We start from the raw sequence: 16,238 nt of genomic DNA on the forward strand, positions 1-16,238 counted from the left end.
GAGAGGCTAGCGTCCGGCGCGCCGCTCGGCAATGGGATCGGGACACAATTGTCGCCGATCGGCCCAGTAGGCTAACCTGCGCTCCCCAGCATCGGAGCGCGATATGAGCCTGTTCAGCACGCCGTTCGATCCCACACGCGACACCGCGCTCGTCACCGGCGCAGGCAACGGCATCGGCCGCGCGATCGCGCTCGGCCTGGTCGGCGAGGGCGTCCGCACCGTGTTCGCGGATGTCAGCGCGGAGCGGGTGCGTGCCGCGATCGGCGCGAGCGAGAGGCCAGGTCTCGCCGTGCCCTGGGTCGGCAATCTTGCCAGCCTCGAGGCCTGCGATGAGCTGCTGACATCAGCGCATTCCGCGCTGGGCGAGGTCACGCATTTGGTCCACAGCGCCTCGCCGCCGCGGCGCGAGGCGGATCACTTGCTCGCAGTCGATCGCAACACCTGGCAGGAGATGCATGCCGTCAATCTCGATGCCGGCTTTCACCTGGCGCGCGGGCTCGCCAAGCGGCTGATCGCGGCGAAGCGGCCGGGCTCGTTCCTGTTTCTGACCTCGCTACATGCGGGCACGCCGCGCAACCTGGCGCATTACTCGACGGCAAAGGCCGCCATGGCGATGCTGGTGAAGGAGCTGGCCAAGACGCTCGGACGCTACGACATCCGCGTCAACGCGCTGGTCCCCGGCGCGATCGCAGCCGGCGGGTTCGTCGCCGATCCCGCGCTGGCGCGGCACATTCCGCTCGGACGCCTCGGTGAGGCCGGGGATCTCGCACCGATGGCGCTCACGGTGCTGTCGAACAAGCTGTCCGCTTACGTCACCGGCGCAGCCTTCGTCGTGGACGGCGGATTGTCGCTGACGAACTGGTTCGAGGCGCCGGTGCTGGATTAGCCTAGCGCTGCCAGGCCGGCACCGGATCGAGCGGCGTGCGATAGACCTCGTTGTGATCGCGATCGGTGACGCGCACCGCGCAACCCTTCTGCTGCAGCTCCGGCTTCACCTGCGACAGCTCGCAGGCCAATTGATCGGCGCGATCGGAGGCAACCTCGATGTCCTCGAGGATGATTCCACCCTGGTTCTTGAACTCTTCACCAACCACGAGATCGAAATAATAGTAGGGCATCCGAATTCCCCGGTGTGACGATCTGAGCTTCAGTGCAAGTCTCAACACATGTCGGATGGTACCACTGAGTCGACATCTATCGAATGAACAGAGCGCGCAATCTCTGGGCTTATGGCGCAGAAATGATGTGCAACGTGCGGGCTCGTTAAGAGTTTATTAAATATACCCGCGCGATCATTAGGCATGGAATTGCAGCAGAACCGGGCTCCGGGAACCGGCAGCTGCAAGAGAAGGCCGCCGGCATAGATCCCGACGGCCTTTTCTCTTGAGCGAGACGTCGCTCACCGTAATCGCCCGGAGTTAACGCTTCACATCGACTCGGACAGCGTGCGTGAGCGCGTGACAGCAAGGCTGCGTCGTTGCTCTAAAGCGCGATGCGATCAGGATAAATCGTCATCGCGCTTTAGGTTGTTGTTGTTTGAGCATGATCTTTTCGGAAAACCGCTGCGCACTTTGCGCTTACGCGGCCCTTCGGGTTCGGATCATGCTCTAGCGCAGCGGCATCGGCGGACGCACGATAGGTCCGTCGTCATCGGCAACGGCTTGCGTTGTCGTGGTCGGCGCAGCCGGCGGCGTGGCGGCGGCGGCCTGCGATAGCGGCGGCGGAGGCGCGAGCGGTGCGGGCGAAGAGGCCGGCATGTAGGTCCGCGTTACAGGCGGCTTGGGCTTGCGAACCGGCGCCGCCGCAGGCTGCGGCGGGAGCGCGGCTGCGCGTGGGCGCGGATCGACCGGCGGCCTCGCCTCGGTGACCGGCTTCGGTGCGGGAGGCCTCGCCATCTCGCGCGCCATCTGCTCCTGTCCGGCCTTCAACTCGGCGATGTTGGCCTTGAGCTGCTCGATCTGCTGCGCCATGGCGGCGAGATCGCGTGTCATCGATTGCACCGACTGCGCCGCGTCGACCGACTGTGGTGCCGCGGGCGCAGCCGCAGCAAGCTGAGCTGCGGGCGGCGCAGCAGCTTGATCTGCCGTTTGGTTGGGCGCGGCTTCCGCTGCGGTGGGCGCAGCCTGGGCGGCGGCGACCGGCGCGCTTTGCTGCGGTGTCGCAGACAGCAACGAGGTCGTCGGGAGCAGCGAGGTCAGCGCCGGCGTCCATTCGGCCAGCAGCTGCTTTGCTGTGTCGCCGTGCTTCTCCCAGGCGATGCTGGCGGCCACGCTGGCGCCGGCAAGCAGGAACGTGACGAACGCCCCGCGCAGCCACTTGCCGACCGAGGACCGCTTCTTCATCACGGGACCATCGCTGGACGTGACGCGGACAGCGGTGTCGATCGACGGTGCCGCAGTGGATTTTCCGTAGACGACGTTGATGCTTGGCTCGGGCGCGCGCGCCGGCTCCAGAGTGAACTTCGGCGTGACCTTGGGCTGCGGGGCAAACTTGGGTTCCGGGGCAAACCTGGGCTCCGGACGCGGCGCGATCTCTGGCGCCAGCGCAGGCGACACGCTGGCGGGGCGCGAGGCCCGCACGATCTCGGGCGAGATCTGGACCGCGTCGTGAGGATCGTTGTCCTTGACCGTGTCTTTCACGATCTCATCGACGATTTGCTTGGCGTTCAGCGTCGCGAGCATCGCAGCTCCTTTGAAGCCCAGTGTTCGAGGTTAAGGCATCCGCATTGGCGCGGGGCTGATCCGAGGTGAGGCCATACCCGGTCCCCATGTCGCACGAGTCCAGCCGGGTTTGACCAAAGCAAGGCGAGGGGATGGAGATGATGCGACACTCTTCCGCCCTTTGTGGTGATGGAACCCAATTTGCCGAACACGCGCATGTGTTCCTGCACCGCCTTGTTTTCAGCACGATTTTGGCAATATCTGGTGACGGCGGGGGCGTCGTTATTCCGCTATCGGGGGGCCGGCGGTGCCAAGATCTCTACTCGTTTTGTTCGTCGCAGCCCTGCTGCCGCTGGGCGGCTGCATGCAGACGACACTTTCGCCATCGACGGATGCGAGCATGACGCCGCGCGACCGTCAGTTGCTCGCGCACGCGCCTTACGCCAAGGCGAACGTGCCCCAGCAATATCTGCGTCACATCGTCGATTACCACCGCAAGGAGCAGCCGGGCACGATCCTGGTCGATACCGACGCGCGCTACCTCTATTACGTGCTGCCCGAGGGCAAGGCGATCCGCTACGGCGTTGCCGTCGGCGAGGAAGCCATGGCGTTCTCCGGCGTCGCGCGGGTCGGTCGCTTGGCGGAATGGCCGGACTGGGTCCCGACCGCGGATATCCAGGCGCGACTCGGTCCCTATCCCGCGCGCGTTCCCGGCGGTCCCGCCAATCCGCTGGGCGCGCGGGGCATCTATCTCTATGTCGGCAACAAGGACACGCTCTATCGCATCCACGGCACCAACCAGCCCGAATATATCGGGCAGGCGATCTCGTCCGGCTGCATCCGGATGCGCAACGAGGACGTCATCGATCTCTACGACCGGGTGAAGCTCAATTCGATGGTCGTGGTGCTGCCGCCGGGACAGAGCGCGCAGGCCGCGGCGGGCGGGCGCTGGCGCGGCTGAGGTCTGCGCCGGTCAGTTCGAGTTTAGGTGCGTTGTCACGCTCTAGTTCTCAGGCCGGGCGACCCGCCATTGCAGCGTCGTGGCGTTGCCGTTGGCGTCGCCCGGCGCCTTGTCGGCGGGCGAGGTGTAGAGCGGGCGATAACGGTAGGCCCACATCTTGCTGCCGTCGTTGCGGTTGATCACGGTGAAGTCGCCGACGGCCCTGGCGTCGGCCGTTGCGGCGAGCGGCACCCAGCTCTCGATGCACTTGCCGTTGCAGTTCGACGTCTTTCCCGTGGTGTCGCGCTCATAATAGTAGAGCGTCATGCCGTTGAGATCGACGAGCTTGGGCCCCTGCTTGGTCAGGATGACCTTCGCGGGAGCCGTTGGCGCCTCGACCTTCGGCGGAGGAGGATCGCCGCCGCCATGGCCCCCTGCGACCGCCTGAACGGTCGAGAGCGCGACGGCCGCGGCCACAACGAGGAACCTGAACATCCGAAACTCCGCCCCGCAAAGTTAATCGCGCGTTAAGCGCCCCAATGCGGCCGACGTTAGCAGCCGAAGGTTAGTTCCTGGTTTCGTGCGCTGCGACAATTACGGACATGGTCCGCGATCAGAGCTGCGCATCGCGCAGCGGCGCGCGGCTGAGCTCGTTGCCGGCGGCGATGGCCTTGCGCAGCAGCCGCATCAGCTCCTCACCCTCTTTCGCGCTGAGGCCGCGCAGCATGATGCGCTGCGCGGATTCGACGGCCGGGGTGATCTTGCGCAGCGTGCGGCGGCCCTCGTCGGTGATCTCGAGCTCACGCGCGCGGCGGTCGCGGCTGGAGGGGCGCCGCTCCGCGAGGCCCTTCTGGACGAGGCGATCGATCACGCCGGTGATGGTGGTGCGATCGTAGGCGATCAATCCGGCGAGCGTCACCTGATCGAGCCCCGGATTGGCCTTGATGGTTGCAAGCGCGGCGTATTGCACCGGAGTGAGATCGAAGCCGGCGTCCTCGACCTCGGCCAGGAACACCGCGACCGAGATCTGCTGGAAGCGGCGTGCCAGATGTCCGGGCATGTCGTTGTTGTCTTTCACCGAGATCTCCTCCGGGGCAGAGCGGTGCGGATCATTGACAAGTATACTGATAGTCAGCATACTGATCAATAAGAAACAGAATTTGGCGGGAGAGGTGCTCATGCAGTTCCATCTCAATGGATTTCAGCCGGGCGACCCTGAAATCGCCGATCCTGCCGCGCGCGTTCAGGCATCGGGAGCGGCGGGCGCCGTGCCTGGCGAGGTCGATGTCCTCATCGTCGGCTGCGGGCCGGCCGGCCTGACGCTCGCCGCCCAGCTCGCGCAATTCGCCGACATCAGGACGTGCATCGTCGAGCAGAAGCCGGACCGCCTCCTCGTCGGCCAGGCCGACGGCATCGCCTGCCGCACCATGGAGATGTTCCACGCCTATGGCTTCAGCGAGCGTGTGCTGAAGGAAGCCTGTTGGGTCAACGAGACCACGTTCTGGAAGCCGGATGAAGCGGCGCCGGAAAAGATCGTCCGCAGCGGCCGGGTGCAGGACGTCGAGGACGGGCTGTCGGAATTCCCGCACCTCATCCTGAACCAGGCGCGCGTCCATGATTGCTTTCTCGACGTCATGCGCAAATCGCCGGCGAAGCTCGCGCCGTATTACAGCCGGCGCGTGCTTGATGTGAATGTTGATCCGGCCGCCGGCGCCGACCATCATGCCGTGACCGTGCGCCTCGAATGCGTCGATGCCGCGAACGAGGGCAAGGTCGAGACGATCAAGGCCCGCTACGTCGTCGGTTGCGACGGCGCCCGCAGCACGGTGCGCAAGTCGATCGGGCGCGAGCTGCACGGTGATTCCGCCAACCACGCCTGGGGCGTGATGGACGTGCTGGCCGTGACCGATTTTCCGGACATCCGCTTCAAGTCGCTGATCCAGTCGGCCAAGGACGGCAGCCTGCTGATCATTCCGCGCGAAGGCGGCTACATGGTCCGCATCTATGTCGAGCTCGCCAAGCTCGATGTCGGCGAACGCGTTGCCAATCGCAACATCACCGCCGATGATGTGATTGCGAAAGCGCAGCGGGTCCTGAAGCCGCATCGGCTCGAGGTGAAGGAGATCGCCTGGTGGTCGGTCTACGAGATCGGCCAGCGCCTCACCGACAAGTTCGACGACGTGCCGGAGGGCGAGATCGAGACGCGCCAGCCGCGCATCTTCATCGCCGGCGATGCCTGCCACACCCACAGTCCGAAGGCCGGGCAGGGCATGAACGTGTCGATGCAGGATGCCTTCAATCTCGGCTGGAAGCTCGCCGCCGTGCTGCGGAGGCAATGTGCGCAAAGCCTGTTGCATTCCTACTCGGCCGAGCGCCGGGCAGTCGCGAAGGAGCTGATCGATTTCGATCGCGAATGGGCTGATATCCTCGCCTCCGCCGCCAAGGCCGGCGGCGCCGATGCCGCCAAAACGCAGGACTATTTCGTCCGGCACGGACGTTTTACCGCGGGCACGGCAACGCATTACAGGCCGTCGATGCTCACCGGCGCGGCCACGCATCAGCACCTCGCGCAGGGCCTCATTATCGGCACGCGCTTCCATTCCGCGCCGGTGATCCGGCTGGCGGACGCCAAGCCGGTGCATCTCGGCCATGCCGCACGGGCCGATGGCCGCTTCCGCATCTACGCGTTCTCGCCCGACGAGAACCCCGCAGCGTCGGGCTCGGCCATTCGTGCCTTGTGCAATTTCCTCGCGGAATCCCGGAAGTCACCTATCCGTCGATATACGCCTGTTGGAGCTGACATCGACAGCGTGATCGATCTGCGCGCGGTGTTTCAGCAGGACCATCGCGAGCTCGCCATCGAGGCAATGCCGCCGATGTTGCTCCCGAGCAAAGGCCGTTACGGCTTGTACGACTACGAGAAGATGTTCTGCCCGGATCTCAAGAGCGGCCACGACGTCTTCACGATGCGCGGCATCGATCGGGCGGCCGGCTGCATCGTCGTGGTGCGGCCCGACCAGTATGTCGCGACCGTGCTGCCGATCGACGATTTTGCCGGGCTCGCCTCGTTCTTCGACGCATTCATGCTGCCGGCGAGGTGACGCCGAAAGCGCCGCGCGCGCCGTGCTGCCGGCGATGCCGCATGCGGCGCAGCCGAGCTAGCACTGGCTGCAACGAAGCCCGGCCCTCGTGCCGGGCTTACCGCTTGCGCGCGCCCTCCGGTTCCGTGCGCGTACAATTTAAGAAAGTTCTTCGCGGGCAGATTTCATCGATCGTAATATGTCTATCCAAAGCTGTAAGCATCCACTCGGGGCAGCGGGGCACCGGAGGATGACGATGAGACAGAACCAAGCGGAGACGCGCCGTCAGCAAAATGTCGCGAAGCGGTCGATGACCAAGGAGGCCAAGCAGCTGGCCGGCCTGATTGCCGGACTGCGCGAATCCCTCGAGGAGATCCACAAGGAGCGGGCGGGCACCAAGCTGTCGGGCGCAGAAATGGGACTACTCGATGAGCGTCGCAACAATCTGCTGCTCACCATCGCAGCCCTCAATGACCGCCTTTCGGCGGTGCAGGGCCTGATCAATCTCGGCCGCCCGCATATTATCCGCGTGCACTAGCGCCGATCCGAGGCAACGAGATCGGCTCTGTTGCGACGGCACGGGGCCGGCCACAGGCCTCGTGGATGGCACCAAATTGCCACGCTCCCGGCGAATTGCCGCCAAAGCCCGCTGCCACGACAAGGCCGGGTGCAGGGCGACGCAAGGGGATGCGAATTGGCCTACAAGATGGTCGCAGAACGCGACAACGAGAAGTACAGTTTCGCCCGCGAGAGCCGGTTGCTCATCGTAGCGAAGGCGAAAGTGTGGGCAAGCGAGGGGTGGCGGGTGGTCGTCACCGACCAGGATGGCAAGGCCTACGCGCCGTCCGAGCTCGATCAGCTGTCCGCAGCGTGATGGTGGGGCGCGACCTCTTGCTCAGAGTCGGCACCGCGCGCATCACCGCACGGTGGTCTCCGAGAACAGGTTGATGATCACCACCCCTGATACGATCAGCGCGATGCCGACGAAGGCTGCGGCGTCCAGGATCTGACGGAACAGCACGAATGAGACGGTGGCGGTCAGGATGATGCCGACCCCGCCCCAGATCGCATAGGCGATGCTCAACGGGATCACCCGAATCGCCACCGAGAGCGCGTAGAACGAGGCGACGTAGAACAGCACCATCGCCAGCGTCGGCCAGGGACGGGTGAACTGCGCGGACTGCTGCAGGAACGCCGACGCGGTGACCTCGAACACGATGGCGAGGGCGAGAGCGGTATAGGCGTTGAAGACGGAGGTCATGCGGAGGCTGTGTCCGGGCCGACGGATGGCTGACGTGCGACCGCAAATATCACGCGGGAATGACGAGTCCGCGACAGGACGCAGCGCTTGCGTCGCCCGACGTTTGACTCTACGGACCTCTTTTATGCTCGTCATCTCCATCCAGAGCCAGGTGGTCCACGGCCATGTCGGCAACAGCGCGGCCGCCTATGCCATGCAGGCGGAGGGCGTGAACGTCGCTGCGGTGGCGACGACGCTGCTGTCCAACCATCCGCGCTATCCGAGCCTGCGCGGACGGGTGCTGGAGACCGAGCTCGTCGCCGATCTCCTGAGGGGAGTCGAGGAGCGCGGCCTGGTCGAGGAGGCCGCCGTGCTCGTCACCGGCTATCTCGGCTCGCCCGGCAATGCCGCCGTGATCGCCGATTTCGTCGAGCGGGCGCGCACGCGCAATGGGAAGCTCGTCTATCTCTGCGATCCCGTGATCGGTGACGACGGCCGCGTCTATGTCGCGGACGGCATCCTGGACGTGCTCCGCCACCGGCTGCTGCGGACGGCGAACCTGACGACGCCGAACCAGTTCGAGCTCGAGCTGCTCTCTGGGGCCGCAATTGCCGACGCCGAGAGCCTCAGCGCGGCCTGCGCGGTGCTGGCTGGGGCAGGCACCGACGTCGTCGCCACCGGCTGCACCCTCGCTGACACGGCGGCAGGGCAGGTGGAGACGATCCTGTGCACTGATGGGCGATTGTCGCGCTTTGCGACGCCGCGCCTGCCTATCCGTCCCTACGGCACCGGCGATCTCCTTGCCGGGCTGATCGCGGCGCATCTGGCCAAGGGCGAAGCGATGGAGTTGGCGGTACGGCGCGCGGTCGACACGGTCTTTGCCGTGCTGGTGCGCACGCAGGACGCCGGCTCGGCCGAGATGCGGCTGGTGCCGCTGCCGACGGCAGAGCGCAAGCCGTAAACCGTCAGGTCGCGCGCTTGCCGGCCGATTGCGCCGACTTCTGCGGCTTGGCCGCCGGGCCCTTCTGCTCGCGCGCGACGTCGGCCTTCGGCGGCTTGGCGCTCGCAAGGCCTTGTGTCTTCTTCGGCTTGGCTCCGGCAACGTCCTTGCGGTCGGAGGTGCCGCGCTTCGAGATATATTCCTGGCCGTCGATCGGGCCGACATGGGGCGGATCGCGGCCGAGATAGGGTCGGCCGATGCCGTACGCCTTGCCGTTGGCATCGACCCACTTCCACAGGATTTCGGTCGAGACCCAGCGCTGCGCCCTGTTGCTGCCTTGCGTGCTGACGATGTCTGCCGCCATGCCGTGACCGTAGCCGCCGCGCGTGCTGCCGCCGTGATAGGAGCGGTTGGAGGCGGCCTTCAGGCCGCTCGCGATCGACTGGCGATAGTCGTCGCGGAACGCGCTGGTGATGCCCGGCGACAGGCCGGCGGCTTCGGCCGCGAGCATCATGCGGAACAGCTTCTGCTTGAAGCTCTTGTCCATGCCGCCGATGACGTAGTCCATCATCGACATGCCGGCGCGCTCGGCCGCATGCGGATCCTTCCAGGTGAAGTCCTGATCGACCAGCTTGGTGAAGCTGCGCATCACCGTGACGGTCTTGCCCTTGCGCTTGATGGTGACTGCGCGCCGCTCCTGCACCTTCATCGTGTCTTCCTTGGCGGTGCGCTGATAGAGCGCCCAGAGGTAGCGGTCGATGCAGGCCTCCATGACGAAGCATTCGTCGAGCACGGCGATGTTGTCGGCAGGCGGTGACGCCTTGCGCGCAGGCGCAACGGGGTCGCTCGCGATCGCCGCGGCCGACAATGTGTCCGTCGTCACGATCTCGGTGGGATCGGTGGATGCGAGCTTGACGGGCTCCGCCACAGGGGCGGGGGCAACCTCGCTGACGACGGGCTCCGGTTCAGGCAAGATCGACGGCGCGGGCACGGCTTCCACCGGCAGGATCAGCGCCGGGTCGGCCGAGGCAAGCTTGATGGTGGAGGCGGGCTCTTCCGGCGTTGCCTCTGCCGGCGCGGGAGGGTCGGGCAGCGCAGTGACGGTGGCTGCGATGTCGGCGGTCAAGGCGAAGCGGTCCTCAAGGGTCGCAGCGCGCGGCACGTCGGCGAGGTCGATGCGGCCGAGATCCTTGGCATGATCCTTGGCACGATCCTTGGCGCGCGAGATGGCGGCCGCATTGGCGGCGCTGTTTTCGATCAGCGCAGGCGCATAAGCGGAGAGAGACAATGCCAGCCAGCCGGCGAGAACGGCCGAGGGACACGACACCGCCACCAGAAGAGACCGCCGATCGTTCATGATCCCTGCCTCCAAACGGTCTGCTCGAACAATCTTGCCCGAACAGTGATGATGCAAACAGTCTGACGAAACAGTCGCACGGAAAGGCACGCAGCACGTCGATTGTTCGGGCCACGGTGTGGCGGCGCAATGGCGCAAATCGGGGAGTGCGGGCTTTTCGGGGCAACTGTGGCCGAGGTGCAACGCCCGGTTCCATTTGACGTTGCCGCAACTTTGTTGCGGCTGGTGCGTTGGAGGCGCCATGACGCATCCCTCGCTTCGTCCCATGGACGCCTTCGACCCCTCCGAGCCCGCCATCCTGCACGATCGTCTCTCCGACACGATCATCACCTGGACCGCCGACCAGGCCGAGGACTACCGCCGCGCCAGCCGGCCCGGCGCGGATGGAACCGTGGCCTGGAAGACCTATCTCTTCGACGGCTGGGGCAACGTGCTTGGTGGCTGAGCGGCTCCTCTGGAGGCGCCGCGTCGCAGCCGGCGTGATTCGCCCAAATCCCTGGACGCATTAGGCATAACGTCATGCATTGCATGCGATGTTGCAATGCGGCGGTGTATGTCGCACTGCAGCAAAATGCGCCTAAATAGGCTCCGACTCTCAAACCTCGGAGCATCACCAATGAACAAGAAGACCTTGTCGATCGCCGCCTTCCTGACGATCGCGGGCGGTACCGCGGCTTTCGCCGCCGAGCTGCCGACCTATGAGGCCAACGGATTTCCGGTTTCCCCGCTGCAGGTGCACGTGCTCGGTGCCGCACATGTCGAGCAGCAGGTCGCAGCGCCAAGCGCAATCGCCTCGGTCCACCAGGCGAAGGTGCTCAGCCCGCGCAAGGTGAAGACCGCGAACGTGATCACTGGCGCGGGCCGCTAAGCTCGCCGCGCGCGCAGGCTTGACGGCGAGCGGCCGTAGAGTTCGGCGAAGGCGGCGTTGAACCTGCGCAGGCTGCCGAACCCGGCCTGGAATGCGATAGCGGTCATGCTGTCATCGCCGGCATCGAGCAGGCGCTTGGCGCGCTGGACACGCAGTGTCTTGGCGAGCTGCTGCGGCGTAGCGCCGACATGGCGCTCGAACAGGCGCGCCAGGTGACGCGACGAGATGCCGAGCCGCGTCGCGAGATCGACCACCGAGCCTTCATCCAGCGCGCCGTCATCGATGAGCCTCATGGCCCGGGCCACCGTGGAGCGCGTGCCGTTCCAGGCCGGGCAGAAAGGAGCGGTCTCGGGACGGCAGCGCAGGCAGGGCCGGAAGCCGGCGGCCTCGGCAGCCGCAGCCGTCGGATAATAGACCACATTGCGCGCCAGCGGCTGCTTGGCCGGACAGACCGGCCGGCAATAGATGCCCGTGGTCTTCACCGCCGTGAAGAAGCGGCCGTCATAGCGGGGATCGCGGCGCAGGCGCGCGGCGTTGCAGACATCAAAGCTCAGCATGATCGCATGGTAGCGCATGAGGTCGGCGGCGGAAGGGCTGCCGGATGACCGAGTCTGATTGTGGCGAGCCGCGGCTCGCACCGCGGCCTAGAAGGCGGTTCTGATCGCAACACGGCCGGAGACCCCATCGTGACCAGCCCGAGAGACGTCGTACTGAACGCCTGGAAGACCTTTTCGTCACGCGATCCCGAGCGCATCGCAGCACTCTTCACCGACGACGCCGAATGGATCGCGCCGAAGGGAAATGCCACCGCCGTCGCGCTCGATCATACCGATCACATGGTGGGAGCGCACCAGATCGCCCGCTTCATCGCCAAGGAAATGCACAGGCTGTTTTCGAGCATCGATATCACGTTCCGCGGCGTGTATGTCGACGGCGATGTCGTGATCGTGGAGGAGCGGATGCGCGCCACGCTGCCCGGCGGCAAGCCGTACGAGAACGAGTATTGCTTCGTGTTCGAGGTGGTGGGCGACCGGATCAGGCAAGTGCGGGAATACATGGATACGCGCAAGGGATGGCGGATGGTCTTCGATGAGGGGCTGTAACACGCGTAGTCGGCATCGCCCTCGCGTGACAGCCCTGCAGCCGCGTGGGTTGAGCGGCTCAGCGCGCCGACTTATCGAGTGATCCATGGATCAGCGGACGAGCGGCGCCGACGCTCAGAAGAAGGATACCGCGCCGGCACTGCTCGGCGTGGTCTGCGGGCTTGCCGCAGCGCTGTTCTGGGCGCTCGGCTTTGCCGCCACGCGGCACGGCCTCAAGGCCGGCTTCACGCCGGTCGATCTGCTGGTGCATCGCTATGTCTGGTCGGGGATCGCATTCCTGCCCCTGGTGTTGCGCGCCGGACTCTCCGATCTCTGCGGCATCGGCTGGGGCAGGGGGCTCGTGCTGATGGTGCTCGGTGGTCCCGTGATGTCGCTGATCTCGTACATCGGCTTCCTGTTCGTCCCGCTCGGCCATGGCAGCGTGATCCAGCCCTCTTGCGCCACGCTCGGCGGCCTCCTGCTCGCGGCGGTCGTGCTGAAGGAGCGGATCTCCGCCTCGCGCCTGACCGGCGCGCTCGTCATCGTCGGAGGCCTCGGCGTGATCGGTGCGGAATCGATCGGCCACATCGGTGCCGACGGCATTCAGGGCGATCTCATCTTCGTGCTTGCCGGATTCATGTTCGCCGGGTTCGGCGCGATGCTGCGCCGCTGGCGCGTCTCGGCCGTGCCGGCGGCGCTGGTCATCAACGTGCTGTCGCTGCTGCTGGTGCCGGTCTACGTCGCCACGGTGGGCCTCGCCCACATTGCGTCGATCGGCATGACCGAGAACGCGATCCAGGCGCTGGCGCAGGGCGTGCTTGCCGGCCCCGCCGCGCTCTATCTCTACGCCGTCTCGGTCCAGCGTCTCGGCGTCGCCCGCGCCGCGGTGTTTCCGGCCTGCGTGCCCGCGCTGACGCTGCTCACCGGCTGGCTGCTGCTCGGCGAGCCGCCCACGATGCTGCAGACGGCAGGCCTCGTGACGGTGCTGTGCGGGTTCTACCTGGCGCAGCGGCAAAGCTAGCGGACCTCACGCCTTCTTCACGAACTCCGACTTCAGATTCATCGCGCCGATGCCGTCGATCTTGCAGGCGATGTTGTGGCCGTCGCTGGCGTCCTGCAGGCGGATATTGCGCACCTTGGTGCCGCCCTTGACGACCGAGGACGAGCCCTTGATCTTGAGATCCTTGATCACGATGACGCTGTCGCCGTCGGCGAGCACATTGCCGTTGGCATCGCGCACGCCCGCATCCTGCGCCGTGTCCGTGGCCGCGTCCGCCGCGCCGCTCCATTCATGGCCGCACTCCGGGCAGACCCAGAGATCGCGGTCCTGATAGGCGTGCTCGGAATTGCAGGTCGGGCATTTCATCGTGTCGGTCATGACGGTCTTGTCTCGCGCGTTCGTTCGCGGCGCGACCGTAGAGGCGGGAACCGGGAAAGCAAGCAAAAGCTGCGAGCAGCGCGGGCTGGCCGCGCCTGCCGGTGCGATATCACCGGGCGATGCTTGCCGACGCTTTCAATGAGGCAACATCGCCGGCGCGCGTTGAGCTGCATCAACGGCACTGCGCGCGGGGATCGTATCGTGTCTTCAGGAATGACCGCCGGAGGCAGCGATGGACGACACACTCAGACGAAAAATCCAGACCTTGCTGGACCAGCACCGCACGATGCGGATCGCGACGCTTCGCGCCGATGGCTGGCCGCAAGTGACGACCGTCGGCTATGCCAACGAAGGTTTCACCATCTACTTTCTCTGCGGCCCCGACAGCCAGAAGGCGCAGAACATCTCGCGGGACGAGCGTGTGTCGCTGACGATCGATGACGATCCCGCGCAAGTGATGGAGATCACCGGCCTGTCCATGGCGGCGCGGGCGGTGGCCGTGACCGATCCAGCCGAGGCCGAGAAGGCGATCGCGCTTCTGATGGCGCGCTATCCCGAGCAGAAGGCCATCGGCCTCCCCATGCCGAAGCCATCCGAGGTGCGGCTGATCCGTCTCACGCCGACGGTGATCTCGCTGCTCGATTATTCCAAGGGATTCGGCCACACCGATCTCGTCACGTGCTGAGGACGCGAGCTGCGAGCTGGCTTGACGCAGATCAAGCTGGCGTCGTGGTGCACATCTAAGCTGCTCCACGATTCAATGCCGTGAGGTCGGGCGATGTCGCACAATGTTCGAATCTCCATCGGCATCGCCGTCCTGATCGCGCTGTCGGTGCTGTTTCTCTTCAGCGTCGTTCACACCGCCGCCGGGGCGCCGAGGCCCGGCTCGCGCGCGGTCGCCGCAGGTCATCGCCTGGCGCAGGCGTGGTGCCAGTCGTGTCACGCGATCGAGCCGCACATGGCCGGCTTCTTCGACGAGGCACCGAGCTTCCAATCCATCGCCGACCGCAAGGGCACCACCGCGCTCTCGCTCAAGGTGTTCTGGCGGACCAGTCACCAGACCATGCCGAATCTCGTGATCTCGCCGGAGCAGGCCGAGGTGCTATCGGCCTATATCCTGAGCCTGAAGCGCAATTGAGGGCCGGCTCAAGCAAGTGTTGCGAAAACAACCCCATGCACAGTAGCCATCCCCATGGAATTGCTCGGGGTTTTTCCCGATTTCGGCAAAATCGAACAGGATTTGACCCGTCGGGCAAAACAATGGCATGATGCCATCGTGGAACGCGGTCGGGGGCGTCGGGTGCGGCACCATCCCGGATTACGCTTGCGCTCCGTCCGGGCTACGCTCGCGCCTCAACTTGCGACGAGCCGCTCATGAGCTTCCTCCTCAACATCGATGTTCCCGACGTGGCGAAAGCCACGACGTTCTACACCGAAGCCTTTGGCCTCTCGGTCGGCCGCCGTTTCGGCGCCGACTTCGTCGAGCTCAACGGCTGGCCCGCACCGGTGTATCTCTTGACCAAGCAGGTCGGCACCATCGGCGCCGGCGGCGACCGCCGCCGCTATGAACGGCACTGGACGCCGGTGCATATCGACGTCGTCGTCGACGATGTCGACGTAGCTGTCGCGCGTGCGCTCGCTGCGGGTGCGATTCTGGAGGTGCCGGCGAGCGATGCGCCGTATGGGCGGATCGCGATGCTGGCCGATCCGTTCGGGCACGGTTTTTGTCTGTTGGCGTTCAGCGCGCAAGGGTATGACGCGTTGCTTGAAGGTGCGTAGCCTAATCCGGGCCGAGCGTGCTGAGCGCCACCCGGATTGCGCTTTGCTCCATCCGGGCTACGATCGCCTGCGGAAAGCTGCGCCGACATCGGAGCGACATGCCAAAGAAGCTGAAGACGTACCAGACCTCGCTCGGCTTCTACGATCAGGCGATCGCCGCGCCCTCGATGAAGGCGGCGCTTGCTGCCTGGGGCGCCAGCTCCAATCTGTTCCATCAGGGTGTCGCCAGGGAGACCGACGACCCTGATGTCGTCGCTGCAACCATGGCGAAGCCGGGCGTGGTGCTGAGGCGCCCGGTCGGCTCGGACGGCCCGTTCACCGAGAGCGCGGAGCTGCCGACCGATCTCGGCGAGGGCGAGAGCAAGAGCAAGACTAAGAGCAAGACCAGGTCCAGGAGCAAGGCGACGTCAAAGACGCGTCCCGCCAAGACGGCCCGGAATGCATCCCGCGAGATCGACGATGCGGCCGCGCGCAAGGCCGCCGCGGCATTCGAGAAGGAGGAGCGACGCCGCGAGGCAGCGCGTGCCAAGGAGGAGGCCGCTCGCGCCAAGGAGCGTGCGCGGCGCGACAAGGCGGTTGCCGCGGCGGAAGCAGCGCTCGACAAGGCAACACGCGAGCACGAAGCGAAGGCCGGGGCGATCGAAGCCGAGCGGGCCGCGCTCGAGGCGCGCGCCGAAGCGGAGCAGGAGCGCTGGGACAAGCAGAGGCACAAGCTGGATCAGGCGCTGCGCCGCGCGCGCGAGTGAGGAGCAGGTGCCGACGTCCGGGACTTCTGCTGCTCATCCAGACCACTCTTGCGTCATACTCGCCGTCATTGCGAGCGGTGCGAAGCAATCCAGGCTCCCTCCGCGGAAGGACTCTGGATTGCTTCGTCGCAAGTGCTCCTCGCAATGACGGGGAGAGGTCGGAGCGCC

At 65.7% G+C, this 16,238-nt stretch carries 22 protein-coding genes; 14 read left to right on the forward strand and 8 right to left on the reverse strand.

The window, feature by feature from the left end; genetic code table 11:
* The first annotated feature begins 103 nt into the window (after positions 1–103).
* Complete coding sequence (locus tag GA0061099_RS16540) at positions 104–886, forward strand: SDR family NAD(P)-dependent oxidoreductase (RefSeq protein WP_036000254.1); 783 nt, start codon at positions 104–106, stop codon at positions 884–886.
* Between the two features lies 1 nt (position 887).
* Here GA0061099_RS16540 and GA0061099_RS16545 read toward each other — a convergent pair whose 3' ends face one another.
* Entirely contained in the window at positions 888–1,118 is a 231-nt protein-coding gene (locus tag GA0061099_RS16545) for a DUF6894 family protein (RefSeq protein ID WP_036000251.1), read from the reverse strand.
* Positions 1,119–1,607: 489 nt separating this feature from the next.
* Positions 1,608–2,681 (reverse strand): hypothetical protein, encoded by a 1,074-nt coding sequence (locus GA0061099_RS16550; protein ID WP_036022838.1) that lies wholly within the window; start codon positions 2,679–2,681, stop codon positions 1,608–1,610.
* Between the two features lie 343 nt (positions 2,682–3,024).
* Here GA0061099_RS16550 and GA0061099_RS16555 point away from each other — a divergent pair, with 343 nt between their 5' ends.
* Positions 3,025–3,621 carry a L,D-transpeptidase gene (locus GA0061099_RS16555; protein ID WP_167361659.1) on the forward strand — a complete coding sequence of 199 codons (597 nt, stop codon included), beginning with the start codon at positions 3,025–3,027 and terminating at the stop codon, positions 3,619–3,621.
* A gap of 42 nt (positions 3,622–3,663) precedes the next feature.
* On the opposite strand, the gene GA0061099_RS16560 is transcribed toward GA0061099_RS16555, so the two are convergent.
* Both GA0061099_RS16560 and GA0061099_RS16565 read right to left on the reverse strand, forming a co-directional pair.
* A complete protein-coding gene (locus GA0061099_RS16560; RefSeq protein WP_036000243.1) occupies positions 3,664–4,095 on the reverse strand; it encodes a COG4315 family predicted lipoprotein in 432 nt (143 codons plus the stop codon).
* 118 nt (positions 4,096–4,213) lie between these two features.
* Positions 4,214–4,678, reverse strand: coding sequence for a MarR family winged helix-turn-helix transcriptional regulator (locus GA0061099_RS16565; RefSeq protein WP_036000241.1), 465 nt, complete (start codon positions 4,676–4,678; stop codon positions 4,214–4,216).
* A gap of 100 nt (positions 4,679–4,778) precedes the next feature.
* On the opposite strand from GA0061099_RS16565, the gene GA0061099_RS16570 reads away from it, so the two are divergent.
* From GA0061099_RS16570 to GA0061099_RS16580, 3 genes are all read left to right on the forward strand, one after another.
* Positions 4,779–6,701: an FAD-binding monooxygenase gene (locus GA0061099_RS16570; protein WP_036022841.1), complete on the forward strand. Its 1,923-nt coding sequence runs from the start codon at positions 4,779–4,781 to the stop codon at positions 6,699–6,701.
* A 235-nt stretch (positions 6,702–6,936) separates the two neighbouring features.
* Complete coding sequence (locus tag GA0061099_RS16575; protein ID WP_036000293.1) at positions 6,937–7,218, forward strand: hypothetical protein; 282 nt, start codon at positions 6,937–6,939, stop codon at positions 7,216–7,218.
* A 129-nt stretch (positions 7,219–7,347) separates the two neighbouring features.
* Positions 7,348–7,554 (forward strand): hypothetical protein, encoded by a 207-nt coding sequence (locus GA0061099_RS16580; RefSeq protein ID WP_036000235.1) that lies wholly within the window; start codon positions 7,348–7,350, stop codon positions 7,552–7,554.
* A 42-nt stretch (positions 7,555–7,596) separates the two neighbouring features.
* Here the strand turns inward: GA0061099_RS16580 and GA0061099_RS16585 are convergent, their stop codons facing one another.
* The gene (locus tag GA0061099_RS16585) at positions 7,597–7,941 is read right to left on the reverse strand and encodes a DMT family transporter (RefSeq protein ID WP_036000232.1); all 345 of its coding nucleotides are present in this window, start codon (positions 7,939–7,941) and stop codon (positions 7,597–7,599) included.
* Positions 7,942–8,065: 124 nt separating this feature from the next.
* Here GA0061099_RS16585 and pdxY point away from each other — a divergent pair, with 124 nt between their 5' ends.
* Entirely contained in the window at positions 8,066–8,881 is an 816-nt protein-coding gene (gene pdxY, locus GA0061099_RS16590; RefSeq protein WP_074447897.1) for a pyridoxal kinase, read from the forward strand.
* A gap of 4 nt (positions 8,882–8,885) precedes the next feature.
* Here pdxY and GA0061099_RS16595 read toward each other — a convergent pair whose 3' ends face one another.
* Positions 8,886–10,217 carry a M15 family metallopeptidase domain-containing protein gene (locus GA0061099_RS16595; RefSeq protein ID WP_036022846.1) on the reverse strand — a complete coding sequence of 444 codons (1,332 nt, stop codon included), beginning with the start codon at positions 10,215–10,217 and terminating at the stop codon, positions 8,886–8,888.
* 241 nt (positions 10,218–10,458) lie between these two features.
* Between GA0061099_RS16595 and GA0061099_RS16600 the strand changes: the two genes are divergently transcribed.
* Entirely contained in the window at positions 10,459–10,662 is a 204-nt protein-coding gene (locus GA0061099_RS16600) for a hypothetical protein (RefSeq protein WP_036022847.1), read from the forward strand.
* Positions 10,663–10,833: 171 nt separating this feature from the next.
* Entirely contained in the window at positions 10,834–11,085 is a 252-nt protein-coding gene (locus GA0061099_RS16605; protein ID WP_036022848.1) for a hypothetical protein, read from the forward strand.
* Here the strand turns inward: GA0061099_RS16605 and GA0061099_RS16610 are convergent.
* Positions 11,082–11,642, reverse strand: a complete 561-nt coding sequence (locus tag GA0061099_RS16610) for a bifunctional transcriptional activator/DNA repair enzyme AdaA (protein ID WP_074447944.1) — start codon at positions 11,640–11,642, stop codon at positions 11,082–11,084. The genes GA0061099_RS16605 and GA0061099_RS16610 overlap by 4 nt on opposite strands.
* 60 nt (positions 11,643–11,702) lie before the next feature.
* Here GA0061099_RS16610 and GA0061099_RS16615 point away from each other — a divergent pair, with 60 nt between their 5' ends.
* Together GA0061099_RS16615 and GA0061099_RS16620 are read left to right on the forward strand one after the other, a co-directional pair.
* Positions 11,703–12,188 (forward strand): nuclear transport factor 2 family protein, encoded by a 486-nt coding sequence (locus tag GA0061099_RS16615; RefSeq protein WP_225146710.1) that lies wholly within the window; start codon positions 11,703–11,705, stop codon positions 12,186–12,188.
* Between the two features lie 85 nt (positions 12,189–12,273).
* Positions 12,274–13,188: a DMT family transporter gene (locus GA0061099_RS16620; protein ID WP_036022852.1), complete on the forward strand. Its 915-nt coding sequence runs from the start codon at positions 12,274–12,276 to the stop codon at positions 13,186–13,188.
* Positions 13,189–13,194: 6 nt separating this feature from the next.
* Here the strand turns inward: GA0061099_RS16620 and GA0061099_RS16625 are convergent, their stop codons facing one another.
* Positions 13,195–13,545, reverse strand: a complete 351-nt coding sequence (locus tag GA0061099_RS16625; RefSeq protein WP_036022853.1) for a zinc ribbon domain-containing protein YjdM — start codon at positions 13,543–13,545, stop codon at positions 13,195–13,197.
* Positions 13,546–13,777: 232 nt separating this feature from the next.
* Between GA0061099_RS16625 and GA0061099_RS16630 the strand changes: the two genes are divergently transcribed.
* From GA0061099_RS16630 to GA0061099_RS16645, 4 genes are all read left to right on the forward strand, one after another.
* Complete coding sequence (locus GA0061099_RS16630) at positions 13,778–14,230, forward strand: pyridoxamine 5'-phosphate oxidase family protein (RefSeq protein ID WP_036022854.1); 453 nt, start codon at positions 13,778–13,780, stop codon at positions 14,228–14,230.
* Positions 14,231–14,323: 93 nt separating this feature from the next.
* Positions 14,324–14,683: a c-type cytochrome gene (locus GA0061099_RS16635; protein WP_036022855.1), complete on the forward strand. Its 360-nt coding sequence runs from the start codon at positions 14,324–14,326 to the stop codon at positions 14,681–14,683.
* Between the two features lie 236 nt (positions 14,684–14,919).
* On the forward strand, positions 14,920–15,324 hold the full coding sequence (locus GA0061099_RS16640; protein WP_036022856.1) for a VOC family protein: 405 nt from the start codon (positions 14,920–14,922) through the stop codon (positions 15,322–15,324).
* Between the two features lie 98 nt (positions 15,325–15,422).
* Positions 15,423–16,070 (forward strand): hypothetical protein, encoded by a 648-nt coding sequence (locus GA0061099_RS16645; RefSeq protein WP_036022857.1) that lies wholly within the window; start codon positions 15,423–15,425, stop codon positions 16,068–16,070.
* The last annotated feature ends 168 nt before the right edge of the window (positions 16,071–16,238 follow it).

The sequence above is a fragment of the Bradyrhizobium yuanmingense genome, assembly GCF_900094575.1.
GTDB classification, from domain to species: Bacteria; Pseudomonadota; Alphaproteobacteria; order Rhizobiales; family Xanthobacteraceae; genus Bradyrhizobium; species Bradyrhizobium yuanmingense.

What these genes read in the sequence shown, in the direction of transcription:
- GA0061099_RS16540 (WP_036000254.1), top strand. Translation starts at nt 104, where the DNA reads ATGAGCCTGTTCAGCACGCCGTTCGATCCCACACGCGACACCGCGCTC.
- GA0061099_RS16545 (WP_036000251.1), bottom strand. Translation starts at nt 1,118, where the DNA reads ATGCCCTACTATTATTTCGATCTCGTGGTTGGTGAAGAGTTCAAGAAC.
- GA0061099_RS16550 (WP_036022838.1), bottom strand. Translation starts at nt 2,681, where the DNA reads ATGCTCGCGACGCTGAACGCCAAGCAAATCGTCGATGAGATCGTGAAA.
- GA0061099_RS16555 (WP_167361659.1), top strand. Translation starts at nt 3,025, where the DNA reads ATGCAGACGACACTTTCGCCATCGACGGATGCGAGCATGACGCCGCGC.
- GA0061099_RS16560 (WP_036000243.1), bottom strand. Translation starts at nt 4,095, where the DNA reads ATGTTCAGGTTCCTCGTTGTGGCCGCGGCCGTCGCGCTCTCGACCGTT.
- GA0061099_RS16570 (WP_036022841.1), top strand. Translation starts at nt 4,779, where the DNA reads ATGCAGTTCCATCTCAATGGATTTCAGCCGGGCGACCCTGAAATCGCC.
- GA0061099_RS16575 (WP_036000293.1), top strand. Translation starts at nt 6,937, where the DNA reads ATGAGACAGAACCAAGCGGAGACGCGCCGTCAGCAAAATGTCGCGAAG.
- GA0061099_RS16585 (WP_036000232.1), bottom strand. Translation starts at nt 7,941, where the DNA reads ATGACCTCCGTCTTCAACGCCTATACCGCTCTCGCCCTCGCCATCGTG.
- pdxY (WP_074447897.1), top strand. Translation starts at nt 8,066, where the DNA reads ATGCTCGTCATCTCCATCCAGAGCCAGGTGGTCCACGGCCATGTCGGC.
- GA0061099_RS16595 (WP_036022846.1), bottom strand. Translation starts at nt 10,217, where the DNA reads ATGAACGATCGGCGGTCTCTTCTGGTGGCGGTGTCGTGTCCCTCGGCC.
- GA0061099_RS16600 (WP_036022847.1), top strand. Translation starts at nt 10,459, where the DNA reads ATGACGCATCCCTCGCTTCGTCCCATGGACGCCTTCGACCCCTCCGAG.
- GA0061099_RS16605 (WP_036022848.1), top strand. Translation starts at nt 10,834, where the DNA reads ATGAACAAGAAGACCTTGTCGATCGCCGCCTTCCTGACGATCGCGGGC.
- GA0061099_RS16610 (WP_074447944.1), bottom strand. Translation starts at nt 11,642, where the DNA reads ATGCTGAGCTTTGATGTCTGCAACGCCGCGCGCCTGCGCCGCGATCCC.
- GA0061099_RS16620 (WP_036022852.1), top strand. Translation starts at nt 12,274, where the DNA reads ATGGATCAGCGGACGAGCGGCGCCGACGCTCAGAAGAAGGATACCGCG.
- GA0061099_RS16625 (WP_036022853.1), bottom strand. Translation starts at nt 13,545, where the DNA reads ATGACCGACACGATGAAATGCCCGACCTGCAATTCCGAGCACGCCTAT.
- GA0061099_RS16630 (WP_036022854.1), top strand. Translation starts at nt 13,778, where the DNA reads ATGGACGACACACTCAGACGAAAAATCCAGACCTTGCTGGACCAGCAC.
- GA0061099_RS16635 (WP_036022855.1), top strand. Translation starts at nt 14,324, where the DNA reads ATGTCGCACAATGTTCGAATCTCCATCGGCATCGCCGTCCTGATCGCG.
- GA0061099_RS16640 (WP_036022856.1), top strand. Translation starts at nt 14,920, where the DNA reads ATGAGCTTCCTCCTCAACATCGATGTTCCCGACGTGGCGAAAGCCACG.
- GA0061099_RS16645 (WP_036022857.1), top strand. Translation starts at nt 15,423, where the DNA reads ATGCCAAAGAAGCTGAAGACGTACCAGACCTCGCTCGGCTTCTACGAT.